This is a genomic window from Hyphomicrobium sp. CS1BSMeth3 (genome assembly GCF_900117415.1).
Classification (GTDB): Bacteria; Pseudomonadota; Alphaproteobacteria; order Rhizobiales; family Hyphomicrobiaceae.
The window spans coordinates 641,032-657,319 of sequence record NZ_FPEI01000005.1 but is presented as its reverse complement, the minus strand read 5'-3'; the positions used below and the strand labels follow the sequence as shown (position 1 = coordinate 657,319).

The window sequence follows — 16,288 nt, the reverse complement described above, 5'->3', positions numbered from 1 at the left end:
CCCGACACTTGCCAAAAAAATCGGGCCCTGCGAAGGGGCCCGATCTCGATGCTCTACGTTCTGGTATCCGCTGATCACGTCGGCTGCGGTTCCATACCGCCGGGGCCCGGCTCGGGCCGCGAGGGGCGGGCTTGACCGGCAACCGGAACGGCCGAGCCGGTCGGACCCTTGGTCGTGTCGTCGTCTGTCGGACGGACGATCTTCTCGCCGCGCATAACCGCGAGGCATTCGTCGCCCGAGATGGTCTCGTGCTCCATGAGCGCCTGGGTGACTGCCTCCAGAGCGTCGCGGTTCGCGCCGAGCACTTCCCAGGCCTTGGCCTGTGCGGCGGTGACGATCCGGCGGATTTCCTCGTCGATCAGACGCGCCGTCTCCTCGGACATGTTCTGGCGCTGCGTGATGGCATGGCCAAGGAACACTTCCTGCTGGTTGTCCGTGTAGCGGAGCGGCCCGAGCTTGTCGCTCATGCCCCACTCGGTCACCATGCTGCGGGCGAGGTTCGTCGCCTGCGTGATGTCGCTCGAGGCACCGGTGTTGAGGTGATCCATGCCGTAGATGATCTGCTCGGCGACGCGGCCACCGAACGTCATGACGAGGCGCGCCTCGCACCACAGCTTGGAGTAGCTGAGCTTGTCGCGCTCGGGCAGGCTCATGGTGACGCCGAGCGCGCGTCCACGCGGAATGATGGTCACCTTGTGCAGCGGGTCGTTGCCGGGAACGAGGATATTGAGGATCGCGTGGCCGGCCTCGTGATAGGCCGTCGCGAGCTTCTCCTCCTCGGTCATGGCCATGGAGCGCCGCTCGGCCCCCATCATGACCTTGTCCTTGGCATCCTCGAACTCGACCTGCGTGACCATGCGCTTGGAGCGCCGGGCCGCGAGCAGGGCCGCTTCGTTGACGAGGTTCGCGAGGTCCGCACCCGAGAAGCCGGGTGTGCCGCGCGCGATCGTCTTGGGATCGACGTCGGGCGCCAGCGGCACCTTGCGCATATGCACGCGCAGGATCTTCTCGCGGCCGACGACATCCGGGTTCGGCACGGTGATCTGGCGGTCGAAGCGGCCAGGACGCAGCAGCGCCGGGTCGAGCACGTCGGGCCGGTTCGTGGCGGCGAGGATGATGATGCCCTCGTTGGCCTCGAAGCCGTCCATCTCGACGAGGAGCTGGTTCAGCGTCTGCTCGCGCTCGTCATTGCCGCCGCCGAGGCCCGCGCCGCGGTGCCGGCCGACAGCATCGATTTCGTCGATGAAGATGATGCAGGGCGCGTTCTTCTTGGCCTGATCGAACATGTCGCGCACGCGGCTTGCACCGACGCCCACGAACATCTCGACGAAGTCCGAGCCCGAGATCGTGAAGAACGGCACGTTCGCCTCGCCGGCGACGGCGCGCGCGATGAGCGTCTTACCCGTGCCCGGAGGGCCGACGAGCAGACAGCCGCGCGGGATGCGACCGCCGAGCTTCTGGAACTTCTGCGGGTCGCGGAGGAATTCCACGATCTCCTGGAGGTCGACCTTGGCCTCGTCGACGCCGGCGACATCCTCGAAGGTCACGCGGCCGTGACGTTCCGTGAGCAGCTTGGCCTTGGACTTGCCGAAGCCCATGGCCCGGCCGCCGCCCGACTGCATCTGGCGCATGAAGAAGATCCACACTGCAATGAGCAGCAGCATGGGGAACCAGGACAGCAGGACATTGAAGATCGACGGGACGTCCTCGTCCTTCGGCCGCGCCGAGATGCGCACGCCCTTCTTGTTCAACCGCTCGACGAGGTTTGGATCGTCGGGAGCATAACTGGTGAACGAGCGTGATTTGTCGGCATACTGACCAGTCAGGCGATTGCCCTGGATGGTCACCTCGGAGACGTTGCCAGCATCGACCTGAGCCAGCAGCTCCGTATAGCTGATCTCGTTCCCGCGCCGGGTCTGGGACGGGTTCTGGAACATATTGAACAACGCGATCAGCAGCAGGCCGATGATGACCCAGATCGCGAAGTTCCGGAAATGCGTGTTCATATGCACCCCTTCCTGGTGGCACCAGATCGTGCGCGACGGCAATCCCGCACACATCGCATGGCCTCGGGAAGGCCCGGTCCACAAGTGCTGGGCTTAAGATAGGTTGGAGAACCGAATTTGCCAAGAATTGGTGGACGAATCGTACCTTACGATTCGGATCTTGCGCAAAAGCAGTGAACGCCGCCCAGCCGTTCGTCCGAGACCGGCCACCGCCGCTGGCCGGTCAGGGCCTCGAGTACCTTTTTCCGAGAGCAGGTATTACCTGCAATTGCGGCCCGAGCCGTCATTAAATTTGCGTCATGATGACGCCTGCGAGGATCGCCAGCAGCACGGCGGCGCCGACCGTCAGGGACCACCCGTGTCCAGCCCCGGAGTAATCACCTACGGCAGCCGGGGTCGGGACGCTGTCGGGCAGGGGATCGTCGTTATGGGCCGGCGCGCCGCTGCCGAGGACGCGCGCGACCACGACCGTGGCATTGTCCTGCCGCTGCAACCTATGGGCGATGACGGCCGCGATCAGCGCGTTCGCAATGGCCTCCGCCCCTGAGGCGAAGGTCTCGCCGATGATCCGGGCGATTTCGGTCCCGTTTAGCCCATCGAGCCCGTCGCTGGCCAGCAGGACCACGTCGTCGCGCGCCAGGGCCAGGTCGTCGACGGGGGCGTCGATCTCCTCGATGGAGCTTCCCGTCAGCGCGGAGGCGAGCAGCGAGCGCGCATTCAGCACGGCCGGATGGTCGGTGGCATAGCCCTGCCGGATCATGATGCCGGCCTGTGAATGGTCCGCATTGAGCTTTGCCAGTCGCCCGCGCCGCCAGACATAGAGATGGCTGTCGCCGACGCTGATCCAGCGCAGGCGTCCCTCGGCGACGATCGCGGCGACCGCCGTGCTTCCCATGCTGCGTTCGCCGTCTGCAGGATTGCTGGCGGCTAGAATGCGCTGATTGACCTCCTGGATCGTCTCGTCCAGGGCGCGCCGCCGATCCTCTGGTTTCCGGAAGCCACCGCCGGGCACGCGCTCGCGGAACGTTTCGGCCACGAGGCGCGCCGCCTCGGCACCGTTTGCATGGCCGCCGAGACCGTCGGCAAGAACGAGCAGGACGGCATCGCCCGCATCGCCAATGCGCACGATCGCCGTCGCATCCTGCTGCTCGGCGCGCGTGCCTATGGTCTGAGCCTCGGCGATGTCCAGCTCGATCATGCGCTGAAGTGTGCGCTGTTGCGCAGCCGCTGTCCAATGGACAGGCAGGCGTTCGCAGGGCTAGGACTCGATCGCGATGTTATCGATGAGGCGCGTCTTGCCGAGCCACGCCGCTGCCAGAACCCGGCCCGCACCCTTCTTGGGATCGTAGGCGCCGAGCGTCGCTGCATCGCGCACCGCGATGTAGTCGATCTTCTGGAAGCCACCGGCAGTGAGCTGGCGCGCGGCCTCCGCACACGCGGAATCGGCATTGCCGCCTTCCAGAACATGCGCTGCCACCCCGCTGATCACCTCGTGAATGAGCGGTGCCGTCCGGCGCTCGTCGGCGGAGAGGTAGCGATTGCGGCTCGACATGGCGAGACCGTCTGCCTCGCGCACGGTCGGCGCGCCGACGATCGAGAGCGGCATATCGAGATCCCGCACGATCTGGCGGATCACGGCGAGCTGCTGGAAGTCCTTCTCGCCGAACACGGCGATGTCCGGCGTCACCTGCTGAAAGAGTTTCGTGCACACGGTCGCGACACCGCCGAAGAAGTGCGGGCGGAAATCCGTTTCGAGCCCTTCGGCCGCACCCGCCGGGACGACGCGCGTCGCGAAGCCCTCGGGGTACATCTCGGACGGCGTCGGTGCCCACACGAGATGGCAGTCGGCCTCGGCGAGCTGCGCGACATCGTCGTCGAACGTGCGCGGATAGGTCGAAAAGTCCTCGGTCGGCGCGAACTGCGTCGGGTTGACGAAGATCGAGGTGACGATGCGATCGCAGGTCTGCTGCGCGATGCGCACGAGCGAGATATGCCCCTCGTGCAGCGCGCCCATGGTCGGCACGAGGCCCACGCGCAGGCCCTCGCTGCGCCATGTACGCACGCGCAGCCGGAGATCGGCGACAGTGGCGCTGACGGGAATGGGAAAGTCGGGCATTTCGGGCTCCCGGATGCGTGATGCGTCCTCGCGCGCAGTCGCTCTCGCGCTTCGATCGTCCGTTGGCGGGCAGAAGTCAAGGCGCCGCAGGCCGATCGCGTGCTATGGTTTCACGACGTCCGCGGGAGCAGGAACGTCAGCAGGCCTAGAGCAGGGACCCAGGCCACGAGCTTGAACACGGCAATGATGCCGATCCAGTCGGCGAGCAGGCCGAGTGCCGCAGCTGCGAGACCGCCGAGCCCGAAGGCCAGACCATAGAACAGCCCACCGACGAGCCCCACGCGATGCGGCACGAGATCGATCGCGTAGATGAGGATGGCCGAGAACGCGCTCGCCATGATCAGGCTGATGACGACGCTCAGCACGCCCGTCCAGAAGAGGTCCGCGTAGGGCAGGATGAGGGCGAAGGGCAGCGCGCCGAGGATCGAGATCCAGATCACCCGGTGACGCCCGATGCGGTCACCGACCATGCCGCCGATGATCACGCCGATCGCGCCGACCACGAGATAGATGAACAGCATGATCTGCGAGAGCTGCACCGACACGCCGAACTGCTCGATCAGATAGAACGTGTAGTAGGACGTGAACGCGGCCGTGTAGGCGTTCTTCGACAGCAGGATCAGAATGAGGATCGCCATGGCGAACAGCACATGGCCTGTCGGCAGCATGGGACCGGCGGCACTCGTACTCGTTCCCTTGCTCGGCGGTGCCGCAGCGGCGGCCGCTGCCGCCTGCTCGCGGCGCATCTCAGCATAGCGGCCGCCCGTCCACGCCATGAGGACCATGGCGATCAGTGCGACGACCGACATCCACGCGAGGCTCTGCTGGCCTCGCGGCACGACGATCATCGCCGCGAGCAGCGGGCCTGCTGCATAGCCGACATGGCCACCGATCTGGAAGACGCCCTGCGCGAGGCCCTGCTGCCCGGCAGCGGCGTGGCGCGCCATGCGCGTCGCCTCTGGGTGAAACACGGCCGAGCCGAGCCCGATCATGGCCGCTGAGAGCAGGACCATGGCGTAGTTCGGCGCGAACGACAGGCCGAACAGGCCGATGAGCGTCGCGCCCATGCCCGCGACCATCGCATAGGGCCACGGCCGATTGTCGGTGACGTGACCGAGGACGGGCTGCAGCAGCGACGAGGTGACCTGGAAGGCCAGCGTGATGAGGCCGATGTGCGCGAAGTCCAAATTGTACGCCTCTTTGATGAGAGGGTACATGGCCGGGATCATCGACTGGATGAGGTCGTTGAGCAGGTGCGCCCCGCTCAAGGCGACCAGGATCGGCAGCAGCGGCCGGGACGCGGCATTGGCGAGGGTGGCTGTCATGGCCGGGGAGGAATGACGCTCGCCGCTCCGGCCGTCAACTGACAATAGATTGCAGCATAGCGGGCATTCAGGGCTGGCCTGAGCTTTGTCCGGACTGCCTAAGGCAACGCCTCCGTCCTGAAGAGCGTCACCCGTATGCCGCCGTGCGCGACCGGGGCCGTCGTCGGCAGGAACGGAAGACCCGTCGCCTTGGCGAGCCAGGAGGCATCCGTAACGAGCCCGATACGCCAGCCGGAAAAGCGGGTCCGCAGCGTCTCGCCGAAGGCGCGGTACAGGGCTTCGAGGCGCTTCTTGTTGCCAATGCGGTCGCCATAGGGCGCGTTGGCGATGACGAGGCCGGGCGGTCCCGGCGGCAGCACGAGATCGCTGATGGCGTGCTGGTGGAAGTCGACGAGATCGCCGACACCCGCTCGCGCAGCATTGGCACGACTCATCTCGATGGCGCCGGCATCCCGGTCGCTGCCGTAGAAACGGAATGCGGGCTTCACCTCGGGCGCTGCGCGCCGCATTTCCTCCCACGCGGCCGCATCGAATGTCGCAAGCTGCTCGAAGGCGAAGTGCCGCTCGCGGCCGGGCTTCAGTCCGGCGGCGATCTCGGCCGCTTCGATGACGAACGTACCCGATCCGCACATGGGATCGACGACCGGCTCCGTGCCGACGTAGCCGCACTGGCGCAGGAAGAGCGCGGCCATGGTCTCGCGCATGGGTGCCTTTGCGACGGCCACCTTGAAGCCGCGCTTGTGCAGCAGCTCGCCCGAGGTATCAACGCTGATGGTGCAGAGATCGTTCTCGATGCGCGCCATCACGGTAACGTCGGCTTCGTCGGCGGCGGGCGCGCCAAGCCTCTCGCTGATCGCTTTCTGGATGCGCTGTGCCGCTGCGCCGGAATGGTAGATCTTCGACTTCTTGCACGTCACCTCGACGCGGAACGGCACATCGGCGCGCAGAACCGAGCCCCATGGTACGCGGCGGGCAAGTTTGTCGAGCTCGGTGAGTTGAAAGACGCGGAACGCGCCCACGCGGGCGAGCACCTTGTTCGCGCCGCGCACTTCGAGATTGGCGCGCCAGGCGTCGCGCCAGTTCCCGTTGACCGTCACGCCGCCTGCGACCTGCTTCGCGGCCCTGAAGCGGAGCGACTTCACTTCCTCCCACAGCACGGCTTCCAGGCCCGGCGCAGTCGCCAGGAAAATCTTGAAGTGGTCGGTTTTGGTTTTGTGTGCTGGAGCAGGAGGCATGGCGGCAAGGGCATCGTCCCTTTACCGCCAAGCGTCAAGTGTCCCCTTCACTCCAGCGGCGCAAGTCGCGTGTCGAGTGCGAGCACGAGGCACCAGTGCGGCTCGAAGTTGGAGCCCATGGGCCAGACATTGGCGCGGTAGGCGTCGAGCAGGCCCGCCTCGTACTTCTTGAACCAGGTCTTCTGGCAGAGAATGAACTTGGTCGCGGCATAGATCGACTCGCGGTCGATGATGCAGAGAACCGTCATCTCGGGATGCCGGTCCAGATACGCCTGCACGGCCACCATGAGCGTCGGATAGCCGGGATGCAGCATGTCATCGAGCACAATGACGCCGCCATCGCCGATCACGGCCGTCGCCAGCTCCAGATCTTTGGTCAGTGCCGCCTGCGTATGCTCGCCATCGACATGAATGAGGCGCACCTTCTTGCCGTCGAGCTTCGCCAGCAGCTCTTCCGGCGCCATCTTGTTGCTGTCGGCCTTCCACGTGATGCGCTTTTCCGCCGGCACACCCTGGCGCACACAATTGGCTTCGAAACGATCGATCACCTGTGGGTTGGGCCATTCGAAGATGTCGATGCCGAGCGCCCGCTCGCCATCTTGCAGCGCCTTGGCAAGGGCAATGAAGAAGCGTCCCTCGAACGCTCCTAGCTCCGCGACCGGCCCCTTGACGCCAAGCTCCGATTGAATGCGCATGAGCCCGCAGCAGATGCCCGCCGCGAAGCGCGACGACATGCCGATGACCTTGTCGTAGCTCTCTTCGAGATAGGCATCGACGGCGGGGATGCCGGAGCCGACGGTCGTCGGTGCAGTCATTATGTACTCCTCGCGTCCTCATAACAGGACGCCATACTGGCCGATTCAACGGCGAGGAGATACCCGAGACTCGTCCTGAAGTCCCGGCGATCGGTACTGCGCGCAATCCTGTCGGCGCAGCACCGACCGCTAGAATGCGAGGCTCGACCTTCCTCACTCGCCGAAGCGATAGTTCACGCCGAGTGTGACCGTGTGCAGGCTGAGCTCGGAGTCGGCGCGCGCGGCGAAGCTCTGATCAGGCTGATACCTGAACGTCGCCTGATCCTTGCCGAGGTCGATGTAGTTGTACTCGAGCTTGGCCGACCAGCCGGGGGCGAGCGCGTACTCGATGCCCGCGCCGATGGTCCAGCCCCAGCGAGTCTGATCCACCGAAGCGCTGTAGTTTGCGTATGGGTCGTTCGGGAAATCCGGATCGCTTGCGCCGGTGCTGTGCTTGGCCACACCCCAGGCCGCGCCGCCCTTCGCATAGACGAGTGCGCGGTCGACCACCGTGCCGATGCGGGCCGTCAGCGTGCCGAAGGCCTGGATCTTCGTGTTGCAGTCGTTCTGCTGGAGGCAGCCGCCGGCAAAGATTGGATTGGGTGCGTTGTCGCCCGTCCCATTGATGTTGGCGGCGCTCGCTGCGGCTTCGATACCGAACACGGTGGAGCCGAACTGCCAATTGTAGCCGATCTGGCCGCCGCCCAAGACGCCGCGGAGCGCGAAGTCCGCATCCGGGCCCGGCACGACGTTGGGCGGATTCACCGGGTCGATGAAATCGCGCCACTCGTTCTTGCCCCAGCCGTATCCAATGTGGGCTCCGATGTAGGGCCCTGCCCAGCTAGACAGCACCTCCTGTGTCGGCTCACTCGCCTGCGCCCCGCCAGCGCACAGCGCCGCTCCAAGGGCAATCGTCCCGATCCAACGCATACTCATACGCATCCCCGAACTGGTTTTCGCTCCACGCGGAGCGCGTCCCTCTTACCCGAGCGGAGATGGGCCGGCTGTCCCCGGCCAGCCACGGTTCATCGGTCATATTTGTTAAATATCAATATGATACGCGTCCCGCTTCCAACCGAGCCAAGCGGGTGTGCAACGATCGCCGACGATCGGTCGTCGGCGTGGGCCTTGTTTGGCTCTTTTGTTCTGAGAAAATCGCCCTAGAAGCCGTAGAGCGCCGCGCGCTCGGGGTCCTTCGTCGCGACCAGCTTGGCGAGATCCACGATCACCTTCGCCTGTTTCCACGTCGCGTCGTCCTGGAACTTGCCATCGACGATCGCGGCGCCTGTGCCGTCCGGCATGGCGGCGAGGATCTTCTTCGCAAACGCGACTTCATCAGGGTCGGGGCTGAAAACGCGCTTGGCGATGTCGATTTGCGTCGGATGCAGCGACCAGGCGCCGAGACAACCCTGCAGGAACGAATTGCGGAACTGGGACTCACAGGCCGCGAGATCCGAGAAGTCGCCGAACGGCCCGTAGAAGGGCTTGATGCCGACGCTCAAGCACGCATCGACCATCTTCTGCACCGTGTAGTGCCACAGATCCTGCTGGGCGAAGGCGCGCTTGCTGCCATCCGCGGTCGCATCGGCAATGACGCCATAGTCAGGATGTCCGCCGCCGACGCGCGTCGTCTTCATGCCGCGCGATGCCGCGAGATCGGCGGGGCCGAGGCTCATGCCGTGCATGCGCGGGGAGGCGACGGCGATCGCCTCGACATTCTTCACGCCTTCCGCGGTCTCGAGGATGGCGTGAATGAGAATGGGCTTCTTGATGCCGTTCTTGGCTTCAAGCTGGGCCAGGAGCTGATCGAGATAGTGGATGTCCCACGGCCCTTCGACCTTGGGCAGCATCATCACATCGAGTTTGCGGCCGACCGCCGGTACGATCGCGAGGATGTCGTCGAGGCCCCAGGGCGAGTTCAGGCAGTTGATGCGCGTCCATAGGCCCGTGCTGCCGAAGTCATTGGCCTCCGCCATCTCGATGAAACCAGCCCGCGCATTCTCCTTCTGGTCGGCGGGAATGGCGTCCTCGAGATTGCCGAGCACGACGTCCACCTGATTGATCAGCTCGGGCAGACGGGCGTGGATCTTCGCATTGTGCGGCGGCACGAAGTGGATCATGCGCTCGAGCCGCACGGGAAGCTGGCGATAGGGCTCGGGAGCGCCGGTCGCGAGAGGGGCGAAGAATTTTGCCGGGGTGCGGGTAACGCTCATGGGTCGCCTGATCCTCGCTCGGTGGGTCTGTCGACCTCTTTGTAGCGCGGCCTTCGCACATGCGAAAGGCACGGATCTGGCCGGGCTGCCAAGCGCTCAGGCGCTTGGCGCAAGCCCTCAGCCCTCAACCTTCATCCTTGGTATCCGCCTCGGCGACCCAGCGGGTATTCCACCACATCCACTGCTCGGGGTTCTCGCGGATCCAGCCCTCGAAGACGGCGAACATGGCCGCGGTGAGCGCCTTCGTGTCCGCGGTGCGCGCGCTGGTCTTGGGGAGCGGCACCTCGGTCAGATCGAGGCGGAAACGGCTCTCCGTGCCGATCCTGCGGCAGCGGCCCATCCATACGCGTGCGCCGAGGTGGCGCGCGATCATCGCGGGGACGGGCGTGACGCGCGTGTGGCGTCCCATGAACGGCACCACGACGCCGCGGCGTTCGTAGTGATCGCTGACGAAGCCGATCGCGCCGCTCTGGCGAACGTGATCAACGAGCAGGCGCGCCGTCTTGTGTCCGCTCCCGGCCTCGGTCTCCGCGCCCTTGCCAAGCAATCCCGAGGGATAGAGAGGCGCGCGCTGTTCGCGCAGCAGGCGGTCGAAGTAGGGATTGGCGAGCGGCCGATACACGCCCGCCGGTGCGAGGCCGAACTTCGTCATCGGCCAAATGGCAAGCTCCCAGTTGCCGATGTGCGCCGTCACGCCAACCTGCGAGCTGGCTGCCTGCATCTCCGCGCGCCAGTGCGGCTCGTTCGTGATCTCGAGCCGTGTCGGATCGGCCAGAATGCGATCGATGTAAAAGGTCTCGGCGAAGACGCGGCCCATGTTGGCCCACATGGCGCGGGCGATCGCCTGGTGTGCCTCCGGGCTGCGATCGGGGAATGCTATGGCGAGGTTTTCGAGCGCGCGCCGGTTCTGGCGGAGCCATGGGCCGACGGTCCGGCAGACGGCGGCGACGAAGCCGACCCCGACGCGCATCGGCAGCAAGCGGAAGAGCTTGATTGCTATCCAGACGAGCACGAACTCGACGCGGTGCTTGATGTCGCGCGCACGCGCTCCCGCACGCCTCTGTGGCTGCGCGAGCGGACTTTCGGACGGCGGGCGTACGACCTGATCCATTCCTTTAGGACCACCGCCTGTTGGACCACATCCACTGCTCGGGCGCTTCCCGGACCCAAGCCTCGAACTCGCTCTGCATCTTCGTCGTGATCCACTTCACGTCTTCGGCCTGGCTTGCCGTACGCGGCACCTTGAGCTCTTTGATATCGATGGTGAAACGGCTCTGATTGCCGACACGCAGACATCGAGCGAGCCAGATGCGCGCGCCGACGCGGCGAGCAATCATGGCCGGGATGACGACCGAGGGCGCCAGTTGGCCGAAGAACGGCACCGGCATGCCATATTTGTCGTAGAGATCACAGACCAAACCGAGTCTTCCCCCCTTGCGCACGAAATCCATGATGATGCGCGCGGTTTTTTGACCTTCCTCCGGGCTCCCGTCGATCCGCCCCTTTCCGAGCAGGCCGGCAGGATAGAGGTCCTTGCGCTGGCGCCTCAGGAAAGCGTCGACATAAGGGTTGTTCACACTACGGTAGACGGCCGCCGGATTGGCGCCCGCGACGGTCAGTGGCCAAATTGCAAGCTCCCAGTTGCCCATGTGCAACGAGACGCCGATGGCCGGGCCGAGCTTGTCCTTGTAACGGGAAAAAACCTGCTGATTCAGGATCTCGATGCGATCCGGCTCGCTGATGAGCCTGTCGATTTGCATGGTCTCGGCCATGACGCGCCCGAGGTTCCCCCACATGGCGCGGGCGATGGCCTCCCGCTCCGCCTCGCTCTTTTCCGGGAAGGCGATGGCGAGGTTGGCCAGGGCCCGCTCATGGCGCCGCCGACTGCGCGGTGCGATCTTCTGCCATGCCCAGGCCGAGAGGTTCGCCGCCGTATCGAGGGGCATGAGGCGCACGAGCCCAACGAGGAGCCGCAGCACCGCGTACTCCAACCGATAGCGAAGATCCCTGAGCAGCGCGTTCATGAGGCTCCGACGCTCCGGGTTCGCCCTTGTTCAGGATGGCGAAGCGCATGGCGCCCTAGTATCTGGGCGGCCACCCCGTGTGCTCGGGGCTGACCTCCGAGAATTTCGGGCCAGGACTTTCGCGACCGAATGGGGCCGAGGCGGCAGCCGCGTCAACCCTTCGCAGTGCCACAACAGTGGGTTTTGGCGGTGTCACATGAACGAATTACATGTCACTATGTCTCCGCGGCCGCATCAGGAAATGCTGGCCAGCCGAGCCGCCGCAGAGACTAACGGGCGTGCTTTCGCCGCAACAATCCATCTGGTATCTCCGCAACAGACATGACCATTCCGATCATCGAGCGCGCCGGACCGCTTCTCGAGCGCTATCGCGTGCTGCTGTGCGACGTCTGGGGCGTCGTCCACGATGGCATCAGGGCCTATCCGGGCGCAAACGATGCGCTGCCACGGTTTCGCAAGGCGGGCGGCACGGTCGTTCTGGTGTCCAATGCGCCGCGCCCGGGACCGTCGGTCGCCCACCTGCTCGACGAAAAGGCGGTGGTCCGCGAGGTGTGGGATGACATCGTAACCTCCGGCGACATCGCGCTTACGCACATCGCTGAAGCCGGCTACAGGCGCCTCTATCGCATTGGCCCGGAAAGACGGGACAGCGCCTTTTTCGAGGGCCTGCCGGGGCCGCACGCGCCCATCGATGAGGCCGAGGCCATCGTCTGCACCGGCCTCAACCGCGATCGCCATGAGCAGCCTGAAGTCTATCTCCCCCTGCTCGAACAGGCTCTCGAGCGGCGCCTGCCGTTCATCTGCGCCAATCCGGATCTTGCCGTTCACGTCGGCGATGACCTCCTGCCCTGCGCCGGAGCCATCGCTGCGCTCTATGAGGAGCGGGGCGGGCCGGTATTCTGGGCCGGCAAACCCCATCCGATCGCGTATCGAACGGCACTTCAGCGCGCTGCCAAGCTGCTGGGCGGGCCGGTGGATCCCTCCCAGGTTCTCGGCATCGGCGATGCCATCCGGACCGACCTTGCATCGGCCGAAGGGGCTGGCGTCGATGCGCTGCTCATCGCCGGTGGCCTGCATCGCGAGGACGTCATGGCCAACGGCGCTATCGACCCCGTCCGTCTGGCCGATCTGCTGGCGCCGCCGGCCCCTCGCCCAGTGGCAGCGATGGTTCACCTCGCCTGGTGAGGCAGCCTGCCTGAAGAAACCCCATCGAGGTCCTATGCCTTAAGGTGCGCACGCCGCCGCGGCGTGCTAACAGTTCCGTGTTTCCGCCCAAGGTATTGGGCACGACGGTGCTCGGAGGCCCGCCACGGCCCCGGCCGATAGACGGGGTGCTTCCTGAATGCCCATCAGCAGGTTCTTCATCGATCGGCCGATCTTCGCCGCCGTCGTCTCGCTCTTCATCACGATCGTCGGCGGCATTGCCTACATGGGGCTGCCGGTCACCCAGTTCCCCGAGATCTCCCCACCGACGATCACCGTGTCCGCAACCTATCCCGGTGCCGGCGCCCAGACCGTCGCCGATACCGTCGCTGCCGTGATCGAGCAGGAGATCAACGGCGTCGACGGGATGATCTACATGTACTCCCAGTCGACGCAGCAAGGCACGATGTCGATCACCGTGACCTTCGACGTCGGCTACGACATCGACAAGGCGCAGGTGCTCGTGCAGAACCGCGTCGCCGCGGCCGAGCCGCGCCTGCCGGAGGAAGTGCGCCGATCCGGCGTGCAGGTGCGCAAGAACTCGCCCGACCTCCTGCTCGTCGTGCACATGGTGTCGCCCGACAGCACATATGATCAAGTCTACATCTCGAACTACGCCCTGCTGAACGTGCGTGACGTACTCGCCCGCATTCCAGGCGTCGGCGAGGTCAACGCGTTCGGCGCGCGCGAATACTCCATGCGCGTCTGGCTCGATCCTGAACGGATCGCGGCGCTGAACCTCACCGCCGAGGAAATCCTGGGCGCGCTACGTCAGCAGAACGTCCAGGTCGCGGGCGGCTCCATCGGCGAGCCGCCAATGCCCAATCAGGGCGCCTTCGAGCAGTCGCTGCAGCTTCGCGGTCGCCTTCTCGATGCGCGCGAGTTCGAGGAGATCGTCATCAAGACCGGCGCCGACGGGCGCACGGTGAAGCTCAAGGATGCAGCGCGCGTCGAGCTCGGCGCTATCTCCTACAACACGTACGGCTACATGGACCGCGTCCCGGCGACCGTGCTCGCCGTGACCCAGGCGCCCGGCAGTGACGCGTTGAAGACGGCGAGCGTGGTCAAGGACACCATGGCCCAGATCGCGCCGAACTTCCCGAAGGGCCTCGAGTATCGGATCATCTACAATCCGACCGAGTTCATCGAGGTCTCGATTAAAGCGCTCATGAAGACGATCCTGGAGGCGATCGCACTGGTCGTGCTGGTGATCATCATCTTCCTCCAGACATGGCGCGCGACGCTCGTCCCCCTGCTGGCGATCCCGATCTCGTTGATCGGAACATGCGCCGTGATGTTGGCCCTCGGCTATTCCATCAATTCGCTCACGTTGTTCGGTCTCGTGCTCTCGGTCGGCATCGTCGTCGATGACGCGATCGTCGTGGTCGAGAACGTGGAACGCCGATTGCGAGAGGGCCTCTCGCCCATGGAGGCCGCGCGCGCCACCATGGACGAGGTCGGTGCCGCCCTGATCGCCATCGCCCTCGTGCTCGTCGCCGTGTTCGTGCCATCGGCCTTCGTCGGCGGCATCACGGGCGCGTTCTTCCGGCAGTTCGCCGTCACCATCGCAACGGCGACGATCATTTCGGTGTTCGTCTCGCTGACGCTCTCACCGTCGCTCTGCGCCCGGCTCTTCAAGCCGCATGAAGATCACGATGCGGCGCACCATCGCCGCAAGTCGGTCGGCGAGATCGTCATGTGGCCCGTGCACGCGGGCTTCGGACTGTTCAATCGCGGTTTCGGGGCGCTGGAGCGGGGCTACGGGCACTTCGTGCGCGGCCTGTCGTGGACCGCGCCCATCATGCTTCTGGTCTATGCAGGGTTGATGGCCGGCTCGGTCATGCTCGTCATGGCGACGCCGACGGGCTTCATTCCGGCGACCGACCGCGGCATCGTCACCATTTCCATGACGCTTCCGCCGGGCGCCTCGATCGAGCGCACCAACGAGGTCTTCAAGGAAGCCAACGATATCATCCTCTCGACACCCGGCTACAAGCACACGTCGGGCTTCGTCGGACGATCCGGTGCGACATTCTCGAACTCTTCGAATGCCGCAGCGCTCTTCAGCGTGCTCGAGGATCACGACGAGCGCGACAGGCTGGGCCTGACCATCGATTCCATGACCAGCGACATCCGCAATCGCCTTGCCGTGATCAAGGATGCGCAGGTGCTCGTTTTCGTGCCGCCGGCCGTGCGCGGCATGGGCAATGCGAGCGGCTTCTCCATGCGCCTGCAGGACCGCCAGGCGCTGGGGTCGGCGACGCTCTACAAGGCGTCGCAGGATCTCATCGAGCGCGCGCGCCAGACACCGGGCATCTCCAATATCTTCAGCACGTTCCAGATCTCGACGCCGCAGGTCTTCGTCGATGTCGATCGCGTGAAGGCGCAGATGCTGCGCGTTCCTGTCGGCACCATATTCGAGGCGCTGCGCGTCTACATGGGCTCGGCCTACGTCAACGACTTCAATATGTTCGGGCGGCCCTACAAGCTCGTCGTGCAGGCTGACGCGGGCTTCCGTGCCGATCCCGACAACGTCTCGCGCATCCGCGTGCGCAATGCCGACGGCCAGATGGTGCCGCTCGGCTCGCTCGTCACGTTCCGCGAAATATCCGGCCCCGAGCGCGTGCCGCGCTACAACCTGTTCCCGACCGTCGAGATCAACGGTACGGCGGCCCCTGGCGTGTCCTCCGGGCAGGCGCTCGACATCATGCAGAAGATCGCAGCCGAAGCACTCCCGCCGGGCGTGACTTTCGAATGGACGGATCTTTCCTATCAGGAGAAGAAGGCCGGCCGGACCGGCTACATCATCTTCGCGCTGTCGGTCCTCTTCGTGTTCCTGGCGCTCGCCGCCCAGTATGAGAGCTGGGCGCTGCCCTTCTCGATCATCCTCATCGTGCCGATGTGTCTGCTCGCGGCGACCTTCGGCGTGTGGATGGAAGGGAAGGAGATCAACATCCTCACGCAGATATCCTTTGTCGTGCTGATCGGCCTCGCGTCCAAGAACGCGATCCTCATCGTCGAGTTCGCGCGTCAGCAGGAGGAAATGGGCAAGAATATCGTGGAGGCCACGGTGGAGGCGTGCCGTATGCGCCTCAGGCCCATCATCATGACCTCGCTCGCCTTCACGCTCGGCGTTGTGCCGCTCTATATGGCAACGGGCGCCGGCTACGAGATGCGCCAGGCCCTCGGCATTGCCGTGTTCTGGGGCATGATCGGGGTCACGCTCTTCGGCCTCGTCTTCACGCCGGTGTTCTACATCGTCATCCGCAAGCTCACGGAGTGGCGGCGGGGACGGCGCGCGGGTCCGAGCGGGCACGGGGCCGCCTCGGTAACGCCCGCCGAATAGGGCGTGTGTTCGGCGAACAACGGACC

Annotated in this window: 12 protein-coding genes; 2 read left to right on the top strand and 10 right to left on the bottom strand. The window is 65.2% G+C overall.

From position 1 onward, the window contains the following. Window positions 1-74: 74 nt before the first annotated feature. From ftsH to CS1BSM3_RS12150, 10 genes are all read right to left on the bottom strand, one after another. Window positions 75-2,006, bottom strand: coding sequence for an ATP-dependent zinc metalloprotease FtsH (gene ftsH / locus CS1BSM3_RS12195; RefSeq protein WP_072387350.1), 1,932 nt, complete (start codon window positions 2,004-2,006; stop codon window positions 75-77). A 286-nt stretch (window positions 2,007-2,292) separates the two neighbouring features. Further along, window positions 2,293-3,204: a PP2C family protein-serine/threonine phosphatase gene (locus CS1BSM3_RS12190; protein WP_072387349.1), complete on the bottom strand. Its 912-nt coding sequence runs from the start codon at window positions 3,202-3,204 to the stop codon at window positions 2,293-2,295. A 60-nt stretch (window positions 3,205-3,264) separates the two neighbouring features. Then, the gene (panC, locus tag CS1BSM3_RS12185) at window positions 3,265-4,122 is read right to left on the bottom strand and encodes a pantoate--beta-alanine ligase (protein WP_072387348.1); all 858 of its coding nucleotides are present in this window, start codon (window positions 4,120-4,122) and stop codon (window positions 3,265-3,267) included. A 110-nt stretch (window positions 4,123-4,232) separates the two neighbouring features. Beyond that, window positions 4,233-5,447, bottom strand: a complete 1,215-nt coding sequence (locus tag CS1BSM3_RS12180) for an MFS transporter (protein WP_072387347.1) — start codon at window positions 5,445-5,447, stop codon at window positions 4,233-4,235. Between the two features lie 98 nt (window positions 5,448-5,545). Then, window positions 5,546-6,682 (bottom strand): THUMP domain-containing class I SAM-dependent RNA methyltransferase, encoded by a 1,137-nt coding sequence (locus tag CS1BSM3_RS12175; RefSeq protein WP_072387346.1) that lies wholly within the window; start codon window positions 6,680-6,682, stop codon window positions 5,546-5,548. Between the two features lie 47 nt (window positions 6,683-6,729). After that, complete coding sequence (locus CS1BSM3_RS12170) at window positions 6,730-7,497, bottom strand: class I SAM-dependent methyltransferase (RefSeq protein ID WP_072387345.1); 768 nt, start codon at window positions 7,495-7,497, stop codon at window positions 6,730-6,732. Between the two features lie 153 nt (window positions 7,498-7,650). Then, on the bottom strand, window positions 7,651-8,412 hold the full coding sequence (locus CS1BSM3_RS12165; protein WP_174263678.1) for an outer membrane protein: 762 nt from the start codon (window positions 8,410-8,412) through the stop codon (window positions 7,651-7,653). A gap of 224 nt (window positions 8,413-8,636) precedes the next feature. Next, window positions 8,637-9,689, bottom strand: coding sequence for an HpcH/HpaI aldolase/citrate lyase family protein (locus tag CS1BSM3_RS12160; protein ID WP_072387343.1), 1,053 nt, complete (start codon window positions 9,687-9,689; stop codon window positions 8,637-8,639). 124 nt (window positions 9,690-9,813) lie between these two features. Continuing rightward, window positions 9,814-10,800 (bottom strand): lysophospholipid acyltransferase family protein, encoded by a 987-nt coding sequence (locus CS1BSM3_RS12155; protein WP_083528540.1) that lies wholly within the window; start codon window positions 10,798-10,800, stop codon window positions 9,814-9,816. Between the two features lie 4 nt (window positions 10,801-10,804). Beyond that, entirely contained in the window at window positions 10,805-11,713 is a 909-nt protein-coding gene (locus CS1BSM3_RS12150) for a lysophospholipid acyltransferase family protein (protein WP_072387342.1), read from the bottom strand. A 321-nt stretch (window positions 11,714-12,034) separates the two neighbouring features. Here CS1BSM3_RS12150 and CS1BSM3_RS12145 point away from each other — a divergent pair, with 321 nt between their 5' ends. Continuing rightward, window positions 12,035-12,898, top strand: coding sequence for a TIGR01459 family HAD-type hydrolase (locus tag CS1BSM3_RS12145; protein ID WP_072387341.1), 864 nt, complete (start codon window positions 12,035-12,037; stop codon window positions 12,896-12,898). 157 nt (window positions 12,899-13,055) lie between these two features. Further along, on the top strand, window positions 13,056-16,262 hold the full coding sequence (locus CS1BSM3_RS12140) for an efflux RND transporter permease subunit (protein WP_072387340.1): 3,207 nt from the start codon (window positions 13,056-13,058) through the stop codon (window positions 16,260-16,262). The last annotated feature ends 26 nt before the right edge of the window (window positions 16,263-16,288 follow it).

Coding starts and splice junctions, on each gene's coding strand:
- ftsH (WP_072387350.1), bottom strand. CDS start 2,006: ATGAACACGCATTTCCGGAACTTCGCGATCTGGGTCATCATCGGCCTG.
- CS1BSM3_RS12190 (WP_072387349.1), bottom strand. CDS start 3,204: ATGATCGAGCTGGACATCGCCGAGGCTCAGACCATAGGCACGCGCGCC.
- panC (WP_072387348.1), bottom strand. CDS start 4,122: ATGCCCGACTTTCCCATTCCCGTCAGCGCCACTGTCGCCGATCTCCGG.
- CS1BSM3_RS12180 (WP_072387347.1), bottom strand. CDS start 5,447: ATGACAGCCACCCTCGCCAATGCCGCGTCCCGGCCGCTGCTGCCGATC.
- CS1BSM3_RS12175 (WP_072387346.1), bottom strand. CDS start 6,682: ATGCCTCCTGCTCCAGCACACAAAACCAAAACCGACCACTTCAAGATT.
- CS1BSM3_RS12170 (WP_072387345.1), bottom strand. CDS start 7,497: ATGACTGCACCGACGACCGTCGGCTCCGGCATCCCCGCCGTCGATGCC.
- CS1BSM3_RS12165 (WP_174263678.1), bottom strand. CDS start 8,412: ATGAGTATGCGTTGGATCGGGACGATTGCCCTTGGAGCGGCGCTGTGC.
- CS1BSM3_RS12160 (WP_072387343.1), bottom strand. CDS start 9,689: ATGAGCGTTACCCGCACCCCGGCAAAATTCTTCGCCCCTCTCGCGACC.
- CS1BSM3_RS12155 (WP_083528540.1), bottom strand. CDS start 10,800: ATGGATCAGGTCGTACGCCCGCCGTCCGAAAGTCCGCTCGCGCAGCCA.
- CS1BSM3_RS12150 (WP_072387342.1), bottom strand. CDS start 11,713: ATGAACGCGCTGCTCAGGGATCTTCGCTATCGGTTGGAGTACGCGGTG.
- CS1BSM3_RS12145 (WP_072387341.1), top strand. CDS start 12,035: ATGACCATTCCGATCATCGAGCGCGCCGGACCGCTTCTCGAGCGCTAT.
- CS1BSM3_RS12140 (WP_072387340.1), top strand. CDS start 13,056: ATGCCCATCAGCAGGTTCTTCATCGATCGGCCGATCTTCGCCGCCGTC.